The organism is Pseudoxanthomonas sp. Root65 (genome assembly GCF_001427635.1).
In the GTDB taxonomy this organism is placed as follows: Bacteria; Pseudomonadota; Gammaproteobacteria; order Xanthomonadales; family Xanthomonadaceae; genus Pseudoxanthomonas_A.
Genome location: NZ_LMHA01000002.1, coordinates 425,702 through 441,563, shown reverse-complemented (window position 1 = coordinate 441,563; position 15,862 = coordinate 425,702). Strand labels below are relative to the sequence as shown.

The following is a 15,862-nucleotide window of genomic DNA, read 5'->3' as shown; positions in this document are numbered from 1 at the left end:
GCGGCATTGTCGCATGGCCACCGGCGGCGCTTCCCGAGGCTAAGATGCGACCAGTCCGCAGGAAGCCCGACCATGTCCCTCGCCCACGGCACGATGCCCTCGATACTGCTGGTGGAAGACGATCCGATCAGCGCGCTGTTCCTGTCCGCCGCACTGGAGGGCTTGCCGGCGAACGTGCAGGTCGCGGCGGACTGCGCGCAGGCGCGGGCGGCCAGCGGACCGTTCGACGCATGGCTGATCGATGCCAACCTGCCCGATGGCAGTGGGGCGGCCCTGTTGCGGCAGCTGCGCGCCTCCGGCGCCTCGACGTGCGCGCTGGCGCATACCGCCGACCCCGGCCTGGCCACGCGCGCGCACCTGTTGCAGGCGGGCTTTGCCGATGTGCTGGTCAAGCCGCTCTCGGCCCAGTCATTGCGGGGCGCGGTACGTGCGGCGCTGGCCGGGTCCGGAAGAAGCCTGCCGTCGGCGCCTCCGGACTGGGACGACGCCGCGGCGCTCGCCGCCCTGGCCGGCAACCGGGAGCACGTGGCGACACTGCGGCAACTGTTCCTCTCCGAGCTGCCTGCGACGCGGAACGCCTGCCTGGAGGCATTCGCCCGCGCAGACGAGGCGACGCTGCGCGCCCAGCTTCACCGGTTGCAGGCCAGCTGCGGCTTCGCCGGCGCCACGGCCTTGGCGGACATCGCTTCACGCTGGCATGCCGCGCCGACCGACGCGACCTTGCGCGAGGCATTCGTGGCCGCCTGCGAACGCCTGCTCGCGCCGCCGGCCTCACGGCGCTAGTCGGTCGCGTTGCCGGGGCGCTTCAGCCGGCCCAGTTCACCGATCATTTCCCATGATTTCAGGCCGCGCGGCCCAAGGTGGTGGGCCAGCACCGACCGCATCGGCAGCCGCAGGCTCGCCAGGTCGTCGGGCAACGGCAGCACGTCTTCGGCCAAGGCCAGCAGCGCACGGCCGGTCGCCGCCTGGCTGCGCTCTTCGTGGCCGCGATCGCTGCGCAGCCGTCGCGGCCCGTGCTCGGGATCCAGCCGGTAGCGTGCGGCCGGGTCGATAGGATCGCCGTCGCCATCGCAATCGAGTGCGAAGCCGAACCCCAGCGCCTCGACCAGGTCGCGCTCGAAGCGGCGCAGCGACCACGCCAGTCCCTCACGCTGCCGCAGCTGCTCGCGTGCACGCGCGTAGGCATCGAACAGGTCGGGCACGGGATCGTGGCGCGGCGCCAGCCGCAGCACCAGTTCGTTGAGATAGAACGCGGCCAACATGGCGTCGCCGGCGGGCTGGGGCGCGGCATCGAGCGCTTCGGCGCCCACCAGTCGCGCCAGTTCGCCACGTAGGTCGCCATCGAGGCGGATCAGCTGCAGCGGTTGCAGGGCCGCGCGCAGGACATGCTTCTTCGGTCCCTGCACGCCGCGCGCGATCAGGCCAAGCCGGCCGTGCTCGCGGCCCAGCGCTTCCACCAGCAGGCTGGTCTCGCGCCAGGGGCGCGCATGCAGGACAAAGGCGGTATCGCTCAGGCGCATGCAACCGGGCCCGACCGGTGGCTCACTCGTATCCGAAGGCCTTCAGCGCGGTCTCGTCATCGGACCAGCCTTCGCGCACGCGCACCCAGGTCTCCAGGAAGACCTTGCGGCCGAACAGATGCTCCATCTGCTGGCGCGACTTGCTGCCGATCTCCTTCAGCCGCGCGCCGCCCTTGCCGATCACGATGGCCTTCTGGCTCTCGCGCTCCACCCAGATCACCGCACCGATGCGGGCCAGTTCGCCCTTGGGCGACGCCTCGGTGGTGAAGTTCTCGATCTCGACGGTGGTGGCGTACGGCAGTTCCGCGCCGAGCTGGCGCATCAGTTGCTCGCGCACCAGCTCGGCGGCGAGGAAACGCTCGCTGCGGTCGGTGATCTCGTCCTCGCCGAACATCGGCGGCTGCTCCGGCAGCAAGGCCAGGATGTCCTTCACCAGCGCCTCGAGACCGTTGCGCTTCAGTGCCGACACCGGATGCACCGCCGCGAACGCGCGGTCCTGCCCGACCTCGGCCAGGAAGGGCAGCATCGCCGCCTTCTCCTTGATCCGGTCGACCTTGTTGACCACCAGCACCACCGGGATGCCGGCATCGCGCAACACGTTGTAGGCCAGCGTGTCCTCGTCGTCCCAGCGACCGGCTTCGACCACCATCAGGGCGGCGTCGACCTCCTCCAGTGCGCCGCGTGCGGCTCGGTTCATCACCCGGCTCATCGCCGAGGCGGAGAACTTGCCCTGCTGCTTGTGCAGGCCGGGTGTGTCGACCAGCACGATCTGCCCCGCCGGGCGGTCCTTGCCCGCCGCGAAGGTCGCGATGCCGAGCAGGCGGTGCCGCGTGGTCTGCGGCCGGTTGGAGGTGATGCTGACCTTGGCGCCGACCAGGGCGTTGGTCAGCGTGGACTTGCCCACGTTGGGGCGACCGATGACGGCGACACTGCCGCTGCGGAAGGGGGGGGATTTACTCACCGGGAGGACTCACTTCGAGATATCGAGCTTGTCGAGCAGCGCCGCGGCGGCGACCTGCTCGGCGTTGCGGCGCGAGGTGCCCTCGCCGTCGGCCGCCAGCGGCGGATCCAGCGTGGTGCAGCGCGCGAGGAAGAGTTTGGCGTGGTCGTCGCCGCTTTCCGACACCAGTTCGTACACCGGCAGCGGACGCTGGCGTCCCTGCAGCCATTCCTGCAGCCGGGTCTTGGCGTCCTTCTCGGGCCGCCCGACCGGCAGCGCCGCCAGCGATTCCTCGAACCACGGCAGTACCACGGCGCGGCAGACCTCGAAACTGCTGTCCAGGTAGATCGCCGCGACCACGGCTTCCAGCGCATCGGCCAGGATCGAGTCGCGCCGGTGGCCGCCGGATTTCATCTCTCCCGGCCCCATCGTCAGGCGCTCGCCCAGTTGCAGGTGGCGCGCGATGGTGGCCAGCGAGGCTTCGCGCACTAGTTCGGCGCGGGCGCGGGTCAGGGCGCCTTCGTCGGCCTTGGGCCAGCGTTGGAACAGGGTCTCGGCGACCAGGAAGTTGACGATGCTGTCGCCGAGGAATTCCAGGCGCTCGTTGTGCGGTGCCCCCGCACTGCGATGGGTCAGGGCCTGCGCAAGCAGGCCCTGGTCAGCGAACACATGACCGATGCGGTCAACCGCCAAGCCCTTAGTCCGCGCCGCGACGCGTCATCGCCTGCTCGGCGTTGAAGTTGCCCACCACGTCGAGGTTGCCCACCAGCGGGCGGCGCACTTCGTAGCTGACCTTCATGTTCCAGCCGCCTTCCATACGCTCGATCTTCACGTGCGAAGGTTTGATGTTGGTCGCGTAGTTGATGTCCAGGCGCCGGAAGAACAACTCATTGATGCGGCCCGGGTCCATGTCGGACACGCCGGCCTCGTTGGCCAGCCCCTTCATGGACGACTTGACCGCGTAGTACTCCTGGTACATCGGGAACAGCCGCATCGCGATGTAGGCCGCAAAGCCCACCACGGCCAGCACCATCACAAAGCTCAACAACGTCATGCCACTCTGCTTGCGCTTCATCGTCATCCCCCGTCCGTCCCCGTTAGCGTTGATCGATCACTCGATGCCGTTGCCGATGCGCGAGGCATCGAAGCCATTCTTGCAGAACCAGCCCTCGCAGTTCAGCCAGACCAGGAACGCCTTCCCGCGCAGGTTCTGCTCGGGCAGGAAATGGGTCTGGGTCCAGAAGCGGCTGTCCTCGCTATTATCCCGATTGTCGCCCATGACGAAATACTGGCCCTGCGGGACCACCCAGTCGCCCTGTCCCTCCGGACGGCTGCGGTCCAGCCATTCCAGCACGGTATGCGGGCGCCCGGGCAGGTTTTCGCGCAACAGGGCGGCCCCGGTCTCGCCGGCGCCACTGCCATGCCCCACGTAGCTGCCCATCTTCTCGTAGGTCAGCGGCTGGCCGTTTATGTAGACGGTGTCTCCATGGAAACCCACGCGGTCGCCCGGCAAGCCGATCACGCGCTTGATCCAGTTGTTCTCCGGGTCGTGCGGCGGCTTGAACACCACCACGTCGCCGCGCTTGGGCTCGCCGATGGCCAGGAACTTGCGGTTGTTGATCGGCAGGCGCAGGCCGTAGGAGAACTTGTTGACCAGAATGAAGTCGCCGATCAGCAGGTTCGGCATCATCGAGCTGGATGGGATCTTGTAAGGCTCGGCGATGAAGCTGCGCAGCACCAGCACCACGGCCAGGACCGGGAAGAACGCGCGCGAGTAGTCGACCAGCACGGGCTCCTCGTCCAGCAGCCCTCCCCTGGCCTGGCGGCGCTTGGCCAGGAACAGCCTGTCGGCCAGCCACACCACGCCGGTCAGCAGGGTAAGCACCACGAGGATCGTTTCAAACCAGACCATACACACTCCGTTGAAGGGCCCCTCTCCCGCCGGGAGAGGGGTTGGGGTGAGGGTACGGCGAAGTCCACGCACTGACGGCTTCGCGGACTTCGCCGTACCCTCATCCGGCGCTACGCGCCACCTCCTCCCGCAAGGAGAAGGAAAACGCTACTTGCTGTCCACCTGCAGCACCGCGAGGAAGGCCTCCTGCGGAATCTCCACGCGGCCCACCTGCTTCATCCGCTTCTTGCCCTCTTTCTGCTTCTCGAGGAGCTTCTTCTTGCGGGTGATGTCGCCACCATAGCACTTGGCCAACACGTTCTTGCGCATGGCCTTGACCGTGCTGCGCGCGATGATCTGCGAGCCCACGGCGGCCTGGATCGCCACGTCGAACATCTGCCGCGGGATCAGCTCCTTCATCTTCTCGCACAGCTCGCGTCCGCGCCGGTCGGCGTGGCTGCGGTGCACGATCAGGCTGAGGGCATCGACCTTGTCGCCGTTGATCAGCGTATCCAGGCGCACGAACGGTCCGGCCTGGAAGCGCAGGAACGAGTAGTCCAGCGACGCATAGCCGCGGCTGACCGACTTCAGCTTGTCGAAGAAATCCAGTACCACTTCGGCCATCGGCAGCTCGTAGCTGATCTGCACCTGGCTGGCCAGGTACTGGATGCCGATCTGCGCGCCGCGCTTTTCCTCGCACAGCTTGATGATCGCGCCGATGTAGGTTTCCGGGGTGAGGATGTTGGCGCGGATGATGGGCTCGCGCACCTCTTCGATCAGGTTGGACTGCGGCAGTTTGGCCGGATTGTCCAGCGAGAGCACCGTGCCATCGGTCCTGAGGACTTCATACACCACGGTCGGGGCGGTGCTGATCAGGTCCAGGTCGTACTCGCGCTCCAGGCGCTCCTGCACGATCTCCATGTGCAGCATGCCGAGGAAGCCACAGCGGAAGCCGAAGCCCATGGCCTCAGAGCTTTCCGGTTCGAACCGCAACGCGGCGTCGTTCAGGCGCAGCTTCTCCAGCGCCTCGCGCAGGGCCGGGTAATCCTCGGCATTGACCGGGAACAGGCCGGCGAACACGCGCGGCTGCATCTCCTGAAAGCCCGGCAGCGGGCCCGGCGCCGGGTCGGCCGCGAGGGTAAGGGTGTCGCCGACGGGCGCGCCGTGGACGTCCTTGATGCTGGCGGTGATCCAGCCCACCTCGCCGGCGCCGAGCTTCTTCAGCTCCTTGCGCTTGGGAGTGAACACGCCGACCTTGTCCACCTCGTGGGTGCGGCCGGTGGACATCACCAGGATCTTGCTCTTCGGCCCGATCTCGCCCTGCATCACGCGCACCAGCGAGACCACGCCCAGGTAGTTGTCGAACCACGAGTCGATGATCAGCGCCTGCAGCTTGTCGGTGTCGCGCGGCTGCGGCGGCGGGATGCGCTGGACGATGGCCTCCAGCACCAGGTCGACATTGAGGCCCGTCTTCGCGCTGACGGCGACGGCATCTTCCGCGTCGATGCCGATGACGGCCTCGATTTCCCGCTTGGCACGCTCGATGTCGGCGGTGGGCAGGTCGATCTTGTTGAGCACCGGCACCACTTCCAGGCCCTGCTCCACCGCGGTGTAGCAGTTGGCGACCGACTGGGCTTCCACGCCCTGGGCGGCGTCCACGACCAGCAGCGCGCCTTCGCAGGCGGCCAGCGAGCGGCTGACTTCGTAGGAGAAGTCGACGTGGCCGGGGGTGTCGATGAAGTTGAGCTGGTAGACCTGCCCGTCCTTGGCCTTGTACGGGAGGGACACGGACTGGGCCTTGATGGTGATGCCGCGCTCGCGCTCGATGGGATTGGAGTCGAGCACCTGCGCTTCCATCTCGCGCGCCTCGAGGCCGCCACAGAGCTGGATGATGCGGTCGGCCAGGGTCGACTTGCCGTGGTCGACGTGCGCGATGATGGAGAAGTTGCGGATATTCCGCATGGAATCGGAAGACATGGGGAGTGCGCGGCGGCCTGTGCGGTCGTCAGGAATAGCGGGACATTATCGCACGGACGGCGGGCGGGCTTGCCGTCCCGGCTTGACCGAGCCGCGAAATGCCATCGCCCCGCCAGGACGGAGCGATGGACGCTAAAGCAATCGCGGACGGGCTGTCAGCCCTTTTCCACGGTCACCGCGAGGAAGCGCGTCACCCCGCCCCGGCTGCGGACCAGCAGCATGACGGTGTCACCCGGCTTCACGCCGGCTAGCTCACGATCCAGCGCGGCGGGACTGTTCACCTTGGCCCGGCCTACCTGCAGGATCACGTCACCGCCCACCAGGCCGGACTCACGGGTCGCGGCATCATTGATACGGGTCACCAGTACGCCGTCATTGCCCTCGATACCCAGCTGCTTGCGGGTATTGGCATCCAGCGCTTGACTGACGATACCCAGCGGATTGCCTCCCGATGTCGCGGGCGGCGCATTCGGCGAGGGAGTGGCACCGGTACCTCCCACCGCCTGGCCCTCATCCAGCTCGGTCAGCGTAACCGTGACCTCACGCGGTTTTCCATCACGTACCAGCGTCACCTTGGCCTTGGTTCCCGGGGTCAGCACGCCGACCAGCGGCGGAAGATCACTGGACTGGTTGATCGGAGCCCCGTTGAACGACGTGATCACGTCGCCAATCTCGATACCCGCCTTGCCGGCAGGGCTTCCTGCAAGCACCTGATTGACCAAGGCACCGCGGGCATCGGGGACGTTCAGGCCGCGCGCCTTGGCCGCATCCAGCGGCTCGACGATCACGCCCAATTGGCCCCGGCTGACTCGGCCAGTGGACTTCAACTGCTCCACCGCCCCCATCGCCAGGTCGATCGGGATCGCGAAACTGATGCCCATATAGCCGCCGGACACCGAGAAGATCTGCGAATTGATGCCGACCACCTCACCGCGCGTATTGAGCAGCGGACCGCCGGAATTGCCTTGGTTGATCGCCACGTCGGTCTGGATGAAGGGCACGTAGCGCTGCTCGGGGGACGCGCTGCGACCGACGGCACTGACAATACCGGCCGTGACGGAATGGTCGAGGCCCAGCGGCGAACCGATCGCCACCACCCACTGGCCCGGCTTGAGCGTAGTCGAGTTGCCGATGCGCACGGTCGGCAGCCCCTTGGCGTCCACCTTCAGCAGCGCCACGTCGTACTGCTGGTCGCTGCCGACGACCTTGGCGGTCAGCTCGCGGCGGTCCGGCAGGGTCACCTTGACCTCGTCGGCACCGTCGACGACGTGATGATTGGTCAGCACGTAGCCGTCGGCGGAAATGATGAAGCCCGAGCCCATCGACGTACCGCGACGCTGCGGGCCCTGCTGGCCGTGACCCGGCATCTGGAAGCCCGGCGGCAGCATGCGCCGGAAGATCTCGGGGATCTCGACCTCTTCGCCCGTCTGAGCCTGCGCGCTGCGGCGCGAGCCGACGGTGGCCTCCACGTTCACCACGCCAGGACCGACCTGTTCCACCAGCTGGGTGAAATCGGGCAGCCCGGTGACCAGTTGCGGCGCGGTCGATTGCGCCACGGCGGGAACGGCGGACGCCACGGGCGCGGGCGCGTCGGCCTGCTGCGCGCAGGCGGCCAGCGGCGTGGTCAGCATCAGCAGGGCCAACAGGGGGTGACGGACGTGGGGAGTCATCGAATGCATGCCTCGATCAGAAAAGGAACAAGGAAGTCGCGCGCGTCCGCACCGAGGCCGGACGCGCGAAGGTCAGTCGCGGGGAGCGTCGACGGGCGCCGCGATCGGCGCGCTGGAAGGCAGACGGGGCTCGAACGGATAGAACGTCCGCGCCGCCGAATCCGCGCTGTAGCCGGTGGCCAGGCTGCCGCTGGCCGACGGATAGGCCGACAGTGCGGAGCGTGGCCAGGGGCGCGATGCCACGACACCGGTCTCCTGCGGGCGATGAGAGAACGGGTTGGAGGACGCCGCCGGCACCGGCGCGGAGGCCACCAGCGTCGTGGCATCCACACCCCGTGGCGCGCCTTGCGCCGTGCCGTTCGCCCGCGCGGGGACGTCGGCACGGGCCACACGCTGCGCACTGCGCGCCGCCTGCTGGCTGCGGGTTGCGCTGCGGCGTGTCGCTTCCTGCCGGCGCGGCACGCTCGCCGCCACGGCCACCGCCGCGGCGGCATAGGCTTCGGCGTCAGGGGCCGGCGCGGCCGGCGCTTCCGGCCTCACTTCGGGCGATGTCGCCTGGGTCGACGCCATCTGCGTGCCCTCGCCCACCGGCATGTCCTGCGGCGATTGCTGGCGCGCCATGAACAAGGCCACCAACGCCACCGAGGCCGCCAGCGCACCGCCGCCCCAGCGGGCGAGCAGGTTGCGCGGACGCGTGACTTGCGCGTGTGGCGCCGCGCCCGTGGCAGATGCCGACGATTCGGCCGCGATCGCCAGCGCCACGCGCTCGGCGAAACCGGCGGGTGCAGGGGCATGGCCCTTTCCGCGCAGCACGTCGCCGCACAGCTGCCAGCGCTCCCAGCGACCGGCCAGTTCGTGGTCGTGCTGCAGGCGGCGTAGCAGGAAGCGCGCTTCGTCGGCGGCCAGTTCGCCGTCCACGAGGGCGGACAGCTGCTGGCGGTGATGGATGTCGAGCTTGTCGATGGTCGGTGTCTCGTTGCGGGCGGTCATGAGCGGGCACGCTCCCGGGTTGCACTGTCGGTGTCCAGCAAGGGACGCAGTTGTTCGTCGATGGCTTCGCGCGCACGGAAGATGCGCGAACGCACGGTGCCGATCGGGCAGTCCATCTTCTGCGCGATCTCCTCGTAGCTGAGGCCTTCGACCTCGCGCAAGGTGATCGCGGTCCGCAGTTCCTCAGGCAGGCCGTCCACCGCGCGCATCACCGTCGCCTCCATCTCCTGGCGCATCAGTTCGCGCTCGGGGGTGTCGGTGTCGCGCAGCCGCGCGCCGATGTCGTACTGCTCGGCGTCGGCGGCGTCGACGTCCGCTGTGGGCGGACGGCGGTTGTGCGCGACCAGATGGTTCTTGGCGGTATTCACGGCGATACGGTGCAGCCACGTATAGAACTGGGAATCGCCCCGGAAATTGCCCAGCGCGCGGTATGCACGCAGGAACGTCTCCTGGGCCACGTCCTGGCACTCGCTCCAGTCATGGATGTAACGCCCGATCAGCGCCACCACGCGATGCTGGTACTTGCGCACCAGCAGGTCGAAGGCCGCGCTGTCGCCGCGTTGCACGCGCCTGACCAGCTCGAGGTCCAGCTCCTGGGTTGGATCAACTTCGGCCATGCCGGGCCGCACTCCTGTCGGCTCGGCGTTGGCCGGGCCCTGTGACCGCGCTAGCGGAGGAAAGTTCAACGCCTTGTCCAAACCGTTGCCCTATCAAGAATTTAACCGGCGCAGCGGGAACATCCCCTGCTGCCGGTCACGCCCGTGACGACGTTCACCCGGATATGTGGATTTGACGGGGATGAAACAACCTCGGGATGATAGCGGCCTTATCCATACGTGAACGGATGGTCCCCTGCATGGCCACGAACTTCGATGGGCTGCGATTCAGTCACTGGCAGACCGAGCTGCGCGACGACGACATCGTCGTGCTGGCCTTCGACCGCCAGGGCGCCAGCGTCAACGCGTTCTCGCAGGATGTGCTGATCGAACTGGCCGACATCATCGAGCGCCTGTCCATCGATCCACCGAAGGGCGTGGTGCTGCGCTCGGCCAAGACCAGCGGCTTCATCGCCGGCGCGGACCTGAAGGAGTTCCAGGAGTTCGACCGCAAGGGCACCGTCAACGACGCCATCCGCCGCGGCCAGAGCGTGTTCCAGAAACTGGCCGAGCTGCCCTGCCCCACGGTGTCCGCGATCCACGGCTTCTGCATGGGCGGCGGCACCGAGATTTCGCTGGCCTGCGATTACCGCGTCGCCAGCAGCGACCCGTCCACCCGCATCGGCCTGCCCGAAGTGAAGCTGGGCATCTTCCCCGGCTGGGGCGGCAGCGCGCGCCTGCCGCGCCTGGTGGGTTCGCCGAAGGCGATGGACATGATGCTGACGGGCCGCACGCTGTCGGCGAGTTCGGCGAAGGCGATGGGGCTGGTCGACAAGATCGCCGAGCCTGCCGTGCTGATCGATGCTGCCGTCGCGCTGATCGCTTCGCGGCCGCAGCGTCCGTTCAAGCAGCGCTTCACCGGCTGGATCAGCAACAGCTGGCTCGCCCGCCAGATCCTGGCACCGCAGATGACCAAGCAGGTCGCGCGCAAGGCACCGAAGGCGCATTACCCCGCTCCGTATGCGCTCATCAACGTGTGGAAGACCGCCGGCGGCAAGGGCATCCAGGCTCGCCTGGACGCCGAGCGCAGGGCGGTGGTGAAGCTGGCCGGCACGCCCACCGCACGCAACCTGATCCGCATCTTCTTCCTCACCGAACGTCTCAAGGGTCTGGGTGGCAAAGACCACGGCATCGCCCACGTCCACGTTGTCGGTGCCGGCGTGATGGGCGGCGACATCGCCGCATGGTCGGCCTACAAGGGCTTCAACGTCACCCTGCAGGACCGCGAGCAGCGCTTCATCGATGGCGCCCTGGCGCGCGCGCAGGAGCTGTTCGCCAAGAAGGTGAAGGACGAGAGCAAGCGTCCGGCCGTGGCCGCGCGCCTGAAGGGCGACCTGGCCGGCGACGGCGTGCCGCAGGCCGACCTGGTGATCGAGGCAATCATCGAGAACCCCGAGGCCAAGCGCGATCTCTACCAGACCCTCGAGCCGCGCCTGAAGGCCGACGCGCTGCTGACCACCAACACCTCGTCCATCCCGCTGACCGAACTGCGCGAGCACATCCAGCGTCCGGCGCAGTTCGCCGGCCTGCACTACTTCAACCCGGTGGCAATGATGCCGCTGGTGGAGATCGTGCAGCACGACGCGCTGGACGAGACCAACGTCAAGCGCTTGGCCGCGTTCTGCAAGGCGCTGGACAAGTTCCCGGTGCCGGTCGCCGGCACGCCGGGCTTCCTGGTCAACCGCGTGCTGTTCCCGTACATGCTGGAAGCCGCGACGGCTTATGCCGAAGGCATTCCCGGGCCGGTGATCGACAAGGCGGCGGTGAAGTTCGGCATGCCGATGGGCCCCATCGAACTGATCGACACCGTCGGCCTGGATGTGGCGCAGGGCGTCGGCGCGGAGCTATCACCCTTCCTCGGCCTGACGTTGCCCGCGGCGCTGGCGACGGTGGAACCCGGCAAGCGCGGCAAAAAGGACGGCCAGGGCCTGTACACGTGGGAAAACGGGAAGGCCGTGAAACCGCAGGTCCCGCAGGACTACAAGGCACCGGACGACCTGGAGGACCGCCTGATCCTGCCGCTGCTCAACGAAGCCGTCGCCTGCCTGCACGATGGCGTGGTGGCCGATGCCGACCTGCTGGATGCCGGGGTAATCTTCGGTACCGGCTTCGCCCCGTTCCGCGGCGGTCCGATCGAGCACGTCAAGGCAGTCGGTCCCGACGTGCTGCTGGAAAAACTGAAGTCGCTGCAGGCCCGCCACGGCGACCGCTTTGCGCCGCGTCCCGGCTGGGACAATCCGGTGCTCCGACAGCCGACGGTGTGACCCGCGCACGAAAAAGGCCGCTCTCAGAGCGGCCTTCTTTTTCCCTCGGCCCCGCGCCTTGACCCGGGCGTCACCCCTCAGGCAGAGCCTGCGTCATCACCCAGTCTTCCTTCGGATCGTCGCCGATGTAGAAGATCGAGCGGCCGACGCTCTGGAAGCCGTGCTTGCGCCAGAAGCGGATCGCCTGCGGCGCCTCCTGCCAGACGGTGAGCCAGGCCGAGCGCGAGCCGCGCAGCTTGGCTGCGGCCAGCAGGTGCGAGACCAGCACGGCGGCGATGCCCTTACCATGGAAGGCCTCGTCCAGGTAGATGCGTGCCAGTTCCACCGTGGGCCGCAGCACCACCTCGGTCGGCGGCACCGTGGCCCAGCGCAGTTGCGCATAGCCGGCCCACACACCGTCCTGCTCGACGATCAAGGTGAGCGTATCCGGGTCGCGGATCTCTTCGGCCTGGCGTTCGGGCGAATACATCGCCGCCACGTGCGCAGCCACGTTCTCGGGCGTGCTGCAGTGGCCGTTGGTGGCCAGGAACGTGCGCCGCATCATCGCGGACAGGGCGGCGGCTTCGGAGGGGCGTGCGGGGCGGACAGTGATACCGGCTTTCATGCCGTAAGTCTTGCCTGTTTCCATGCACATGACAACGCAGACGCGCGCGCGGAGAGGTCAGCGCACCCTCACGATGCCCTGCCACGGTCGCGCAGAAGCGCGCGCTAGCGTCGTGCGAACACGTCCGGCGGCGCGCGCACCGGGCTGCGCTCGGCGGCGAGGTCGGCCATCACGCCGAGCTGCGCTGAGAAGTCGGTCAGCCTTGCCCAGACATAGGGCTGCAGGTCGTCGGGCGCGCGGTCGTAGACCTGCCGCCACAAGGCGTCCATGAACTCGCGCGGGTCCTCGCGCAGCGCACCGTGTTCGATGCGCTGTCCCGCGGCGGCCAGGATGGCCCGGATGTCAGCCAAGGTGTCCATGCGGCGAGCCTAAGCCGCCTCGATGCCCATCGTGTGACACGAGCCGTCGATTTCCGACGACCGGCGCCGTTCTGTGAAGCCGGTTACGGATCGCGCCCGGCGATGCGTCCGCATCGCCACCGCTGCACGCATGCATGACGCGCTGCGCCACGCCGGGGCATCGTGGTCACGGCGTAGGGATGTCCTCGTGGAACAGCCACAGCATCGCGCGCCGGTAGGTTTCGCCGATCGTCGCCGCATGGGTGCCGTCCTGGAGCGTCAGCAGGGTCACCTGCCATGGCGCATCCATCGACGCTGCGGACCAATGCGTGGTCCAGTCGCGCGCGATGCGCTGGCGCTCGGCGGTGTCGCGCGTGCCGCTGGCGACCGCCACGCGCAGGTCGGTGCGCGTATGCGGGCGCGCTGCAACAAATAGCGCTTCGCGCGCCGGCCCGGGTGAAGGATTGCTGGCGATCCGCCCCCAGACCAGGTCCGGATCCTGCAATGCGGACCACAGCACGAAGTAGCCGGCGCGCGACTGTCCCACGAGCACGCGCCGCGCCGGGTCGGCGGCATAGCGACGCTCGACTTCGGGCACCAGCTGCGCGCGCAGGAACGCGAGAAAGCCGGGCGCTCCACCCTGCTCTGCGGTGGTGTCACTGCCCGGCGCAGTGAAATCGACATGGCGCTTGTTGATGGCCGGGTCGAAACCGCCGTAGGCGATGCCGACGATGATCGCTTCCGGCAATTGCTCGTCGTAATGCAGGAACAGGTGCGTCGGCGCCAGCAGCGGAAACAGGCTGTCGCCGTCCAGCACGTACACCACCGGGTAGCGCGTGGCCGACCGGGCGTGGTAGCCCTCGGGATAGCGGACGTAGACGTGGTGGACGCGACCGGAGCCCGGATCAGTCAGCGGAAAGTAGTCGCCCTTCAAGGCCGGCAGGTGTTCCAGCGGAGTGACCGGGGGATGGGACGCGGCCGCGGGAGGCGCTGCGCGGGCCGTTGACACCGCCAGCGTCAGCAGCCCTGCGAACAAGAGGATCGTGCAGCGGATCATGCGGAATCTCCATCACGGCCAGGCCCTGCGGCAGCGCCCATTATGGCGACCACCGACCGCTTCGAGCGACCACGAGGGGCGGGCAGACTATGCGCGACCATCACGCCTGACCACCCTCGCCTCGTGACGACCCGCAGGAGCCTGTTGCCCGTGGCCAGAGCCCGGACCTGCTGCGCCGGCTGCTGCGCGCCAAGGACAGGAGGGATGCGTTCCCCGACCAGGCCTGGCCGATCGAGCGGCTGGAGGGTGCTCACCCGCCGAGCGCAAAGCCGCTGGTGAAACAGCGCTCGATACCGCGGAGCGGATCGACGAACGCAAGCCGCTCGGCCAGCAGCTGCAAGGGCGCCGCATGGTCGCCGGCAGCGCGATGACGCACGGATGGGTACAGCGGATCACCGGCGATCGGCGCGCCCAATGCCGCCATGTGCACGCGCAGCTGGTGCTTGCGGCCGGTGACCGGCGTCAGCGCATAGCGCCAGCGATCGCCGACGCGCGCGATGACATCGATCCGGGTTTCGCTGTTCGCCACCCCTTCGACTTCCTGCATGCGGAAGAACGGTTCGCCGGCGACGATCCGGCTGGTGCGAGCGCAGGGGAACACGAGGTGCGGCAGCGCCGGCGCCGTCGCCTGGTAGCGCTTTTCGATCCGCCGCTCGCGGAACAGCGCCTGGTAGTGCGCGCGACTGTCGGGGTTGGTCGAGAACAGCACCAGTCCGGCGGTCTCGCGATCGATCCGGTGCAGCGGCGCCAACGCCGGGTTGCCTGTGCGGCGGATCAGCCGCCCCAGCAGGGTTTCATGGACGTGGACGCCGGTCGGCGTCACTGGCAGGAAATGCGGCTTGTCGGCCACCAGCAGGTCCGCATCCAGGTGGAGGATGGTTTCGTCGAACGGAATCCGCGGTTCGTCCACGACGTCGCGGTAGTAATGGATGTCCAGCCCGACGCGATACGGCGATCCGGGCGTCACCGTACTTCCTTCGCCATCCACGACCCGGCCGCGCGCCATCCGCTCGATCCACTGCGCGCGGGGAACCGACGGAAACCGCGCGCAGAGGCCGTCCAGCACCGTTACCCATCCGCCGGGCGGCAACTGCAGCGTACTCGCGGCCAATCCATCGACAGGCGGCGGACGGCTGTGAGGGGAACGACGCGAACCGCTTCCGCGCATCGCGCCGGCTTACTTGGTCAGGCCCGCGACGACTTCCGACACGCTCAGTCCCAGTTCGAGCTGCAGGCGCACGTACTCGCGCTCCTTGCGCGACAGGGCGCGACCCAGGGCGATGCGTACGTCCTCGGCCTCCAGGATGCGCAGGATCCTCGGCATGGCCGAGCCGATCGCATCCTGCCCGTAACCGGCTTCGCGCAGGGCGGCACTCAAAAGGTCTTCGATCTCCATGCGTCATCCAGAGCTGTTCAAGGCGCCGCATTGTGCACCAGTGCAGGGCGCGGCGCGTCGCTCCTTGCCGCCGCCTCCGCTCTACGGCGTGACACGCGACGTGAGCGTCTGGATGGACACCGCTCCAGGTCATCCCGTTCCTCACTCGTGAAGCCTTTTCCGGGCGCCACCCTGCCGCCCGCCGTGCCTCAGCTGCCGGCGCTGTGCGGAGGATCGGGCACAGGCTGATTCGACACGCGGGCCGGAATGGATGTCAGGCAGGATCGGCGGAAGGGGCGACATGGCGGTAGGAGGCAGGCACCCCCGTGCCCATGGTGTCCACCATTGCCTCCAATGCTGCCAAGCCCTCAACGATGGCCAGCTGCATCTCGTGAGGTGCTTCAGACCGCAGCTGACGCCGAAGCGTCCGAAGGAACTCGCGGGGATTCCCGCCCACCTGACCGTCGCGTAGTCGGGCCGCGCTTTCCTTCAGGCACGCGCGGATATCTGATGACGTCCTCATTTCCGTTGCTACCCATCTGTAGTCGTGGTGGGCCAGATGGGTTCGTGCGCGTCCCGA

General features: G+C 68.0%; 16 protein-coding genes. 2 read left to right on the top strand and 14 right to left on the bottom strand.

What is annotated here, in order from left to right:
- Positions 1–72 precede the first annotated feature (72 nt).
- Complete coding sequence (locus ASD77_RS12615; protein ID WP_082563282.1) at positions 73–783, top strand: response regulator; 711 nt, start codon at positions 73–75, stop codon at positions 781–783.
- Here ASD77_RS12615 and recO read toward each other — a convergent pair.
- From recO to rpoE, 9 genes are all read right to left on the bottom strand, one after another.
- Entirely contained in the window at positions 780–1,520 is a 741-nt protein-coding gene (gene recO / locus ASD77_RS12610; RefSeq protein ID WP_055942178.1) for a DNA repair protein RecO, read from the bottom strand. The two genes, ASD77_RS12615 and recO, sit on opposite strands and share 4 nt — an antisense overlap.
- Before the next feature lie 22 nt (positions 1,521–1,542).
- Positions 1,543–2,481 carry a GTPase Era gene (era, locus tag ASD77_RS12605; protein ID WP_055942176.1) on the bottom strand — a complete coding sequence of 313 codons (939 nt, stop codon included), beginning with the start codon at positions 2,479–2,481 and terminating at the stop codon, positions 1,543–1,545.
- A gap of 9 nt (positions 2,482–2,490) precedes the next feature.
- A complete protein-coding gene (gene rnc / locus ASD77_RS12600) occupies positions 2,491–3,153 on the bottom strand; it encodes a ribonuclease III (RefSeq protein ID WP_055942173.1) in 663 nt (220 codons plus the stop codon).
- Positions 3,154–3,157: 4 nt separating this feature from the next.
- Complete coding sequence (locus tag ASD77_RS12595) at positions 3,158–3,535, bottom strand: DUF4845 domain-containing protein (RefSeq protein ID WP_055943412.1); 378 nt, start codon at positions 3,533–3,535, stop codon at positions 3,158–3,160.
- Between the two features lie 36 nt (positions 3,536–3,571).
- Positions 3,572–4,372 carry a signal peptidase I gene (gene lepB / locus ASD77_RS12590; RefSeq protein WP_055942170.1) on the bottom strand — a complete coding sequence of 267 codons (801 nt, stop codon included), beginning with the start codon at positions 4,370–4,372 and terminating at the stop codon, positions 3,572–3,574.
- A 147-nt stretch (positions 4,373–4,519) separates the two neighbouring features.
- Complete coding sequence (gene lepA / locus ASD77_RS12585; RefSeq protein WP_055943409.1) at positions 4,520–6,313, bottom strand: translation elongation factor 4; 1,794 nt, start codon at positions 6,311–6,313, stop codon at positions 4,520–4,522.
- 170 nt (positions 6,314–6,483) lie between these two features.
- Positions 6,484–7,998 carry a DegQ family serine endoprotease gene (locus tag ASD77_RS12580; RefSeq protein WP_055943406.1) on the bottom strand — a complete coding sequence of 505 codons (1,515 nt, stop codon included), beginning with the start codon at positions 7,996–7,998 and terminating at the stop codon, positions 6,484–6,486.
- A 72-nt stretch (positions 7,999–8,070) separates the two neighbouring features.
- Positions 8,071–8,988, bottom strand: coding sequence for a sigma-E factor negative regulatory protein (locus ASD77_RS12575; protein ID WP_055942167.1), 918 nt, complete (start codon positions 8,986–8,988; stop codon positions 8,071–8,073).
- Positions 8,985–9,605 carry an RNA polymerase sigma factor RpoE gene (gene rpoE / locus ASD77_RS12570; RefSeq protein WP_055942165.1) on the bottom strand — a complete coding sequence of 207 codons (621 nt, stop codon included), beginning with the start codon at positions 9,603–9,605 and terminating at the stop codon, positions 8,985–8,987. The genes ASD77_RS12575 and rpoE overlap by 4 nt, the downstream gene beginning before the upstream one ends.
- A gap of 239 nt (positions 9,606–9,844) precedes the next feature.
- On the opposite strand from rpoE, the gene ASD77_RS12565 reads away from it, so the two are divergent.
- Complete coding sequence (locus ASD77_RS12565) at positions 9,845–11,908, top strand: 3-hydroxyacyl-CoA dehydrogenase NAD-binding domain-containing protein (RefSeq protein WP_055942161.1); 2,064 nt, start codon at positions 9,845–9,847, stop codon at positions 11,906–11,908.
- A 70-nt stretch (positions 11,909–11,978) separates the two neighbouring features.
- Here ASD77_RS12565 and ASD77_RS12560 read toward each other — a convergent pair whose 3' ends face one another.
- The 5 genes from ASD77_RS12560 to ASD77_RS12540 all read right to left on the bottom strand — a co-directional run bounded on the left by ASD77_RS12560 (position 11,979) and on the right by ASD77_RS12540 (position 15,303).
- A complete protein-coding gene (locus ASD77_RS12560) occupies positions 11,979–12,512 on the bottom strand; it encodes a GNAT family N-acetyltransferase (RefSeq protein WP_055942158.1) in 534 nt (177 codons plus the stop codon).
- 104 nt (positions 12,513–12,616) lie between these two features.
- Positions 12,617–12,871, bottom strand: coding sequence for a hypothetical protein (locus tag ASD77_RS12555; RefSeq protein ID WP_055942156.1), 255 nt, complete (start codon positions 12,869–12,871; stop codon positions 12,617–12,619).
- 166 nt (positions 12,872–13,037) lie between these two features.
- Positions 13,038–13,907 (bottom strand): alpha/beta hydrolase-fold protein, encoded by an 870-nt coding sequence (locus ASD77_RS12550; RefSeq protein WP_055942154.1) that lies wholly within the window; start codon positions 13,905–13,907, stop codon positions 13,038–13,040.
- Between the two features lie 250 nt (positions 13,908–14,157).
- Complete coding sequence (locus ASD77_RS12545) at positions 14,158–15,018, bottom strand: pseudouridine synthase (RefSeq protein ID WP_055942151.1); 861 nt, start codon at positions 15,016–15,018, stop codon at positions 14,158–14,160.
- Positions 15,019–15,084: 66 nt separating this feature from the next.
- Complete coding sequence (locus tag ASD77_RS12540; protein WP_055942148.1) at positions 15,085–15,303, bottom strand: hypothetical protein; 219 nt, start codon at positions 15,301–15,303, stop codon at positions 15,085–15,087.
- Between the last annotated feature and the right edge of the window lie 559 nt (positions 15,304–15,862).

Bases quoted from the DNA above. Each gene is read 5' to 3' on its own strand.
- ASD77_RS12565 (WP_055942161.1), top strand. From the start codon at position 9,845: ATGGCCACGAACTTCGATGGGCTGCGATTCAGTCACTGGCAGACCGAG.
- ASD77_RS12550 (WP_055942154.1), bottom strand. From the start codon at position 13,907: ATGATCCGCTGCACGATCCTCTTGTTCGCAGGGCTGCTGACGCTGGCG.
- ASD77_RS12580 (WP_055943406.1), bottom strand. From the start codon at position 7,998: ATGACTCCCCACGTCCGTCACCCCCTGTTGGCCCTGCTGATGCTGACC.
- recO (WP_055942178.1), bottom strand. From the start codon at position 1,520: ATGCGCCTGAGCGATACCGCCTTTGTCCTGCATGCGCGCCCCTGGCGC.
- ASD77_RS12560 (WP_055942158.1), bottom strand. From the start codon at position 12,512: ATGAAAGCCGGTATCACTGTCCGCCCCGCACGCCCCTCCGAAGCCGCC.
- ASD77_RS12615 (WP_082563282.1), top strand. From the start codon at position 73: ATGTCCCTCGCCCACGGCACGATGCCCTCGATACTGCTGGTGGAAGAC.
- lepA (WP_055943409.1), bottom strand. From the start codon at position 6,313: ATGCGGAATATCCGCAACTTCTCCATCATCGCGCACGTCGACCACGGC.
- ASD77_RS12575 (WP_055942167.1), bottom strand. From the start codon at position 8,988: ATGACCGCCCGCAACGAGACACCGACCATCGACAAGCTCGACATCCAT.
- ASD77_RS12540 (WP_055942148.1), bottom strand. From the start codon at position 15,303: ATGGAGATCGAAGACCTTTTGAGTGCCGCCCTGCGCGAAGCCGGTTAC.
- ASD77_RS12595 (WP_055943412.1), bottom strand. From the start codon at position 3,535: ATGAAGCGCAAGCAGAGTGGCATGACGTTGTTGAGCTTTGTGATGGTG.
- lepB (WP_055942170.1), bottom strand. From the start codon at position 4,372: ATGGTCTGGTTTGAAACGATCCTCGTGGTGCTTACCCTGCTGACCGGC.
- rpoE (WP_055942165.1), bottom strand. From the start codon at position 9,605: ATGGCCGAAGTTGATCCAACCCAGGAGCTGGACCTCGAGCTGGTCAGG.
- ASD77_RS12555 (WP_055942156.1), bottom strand. From the start codon at position 12,871: ATGGACACCTTGGCTGACATCCGGGCCATCCTGGCCGCCGCGGGACAG.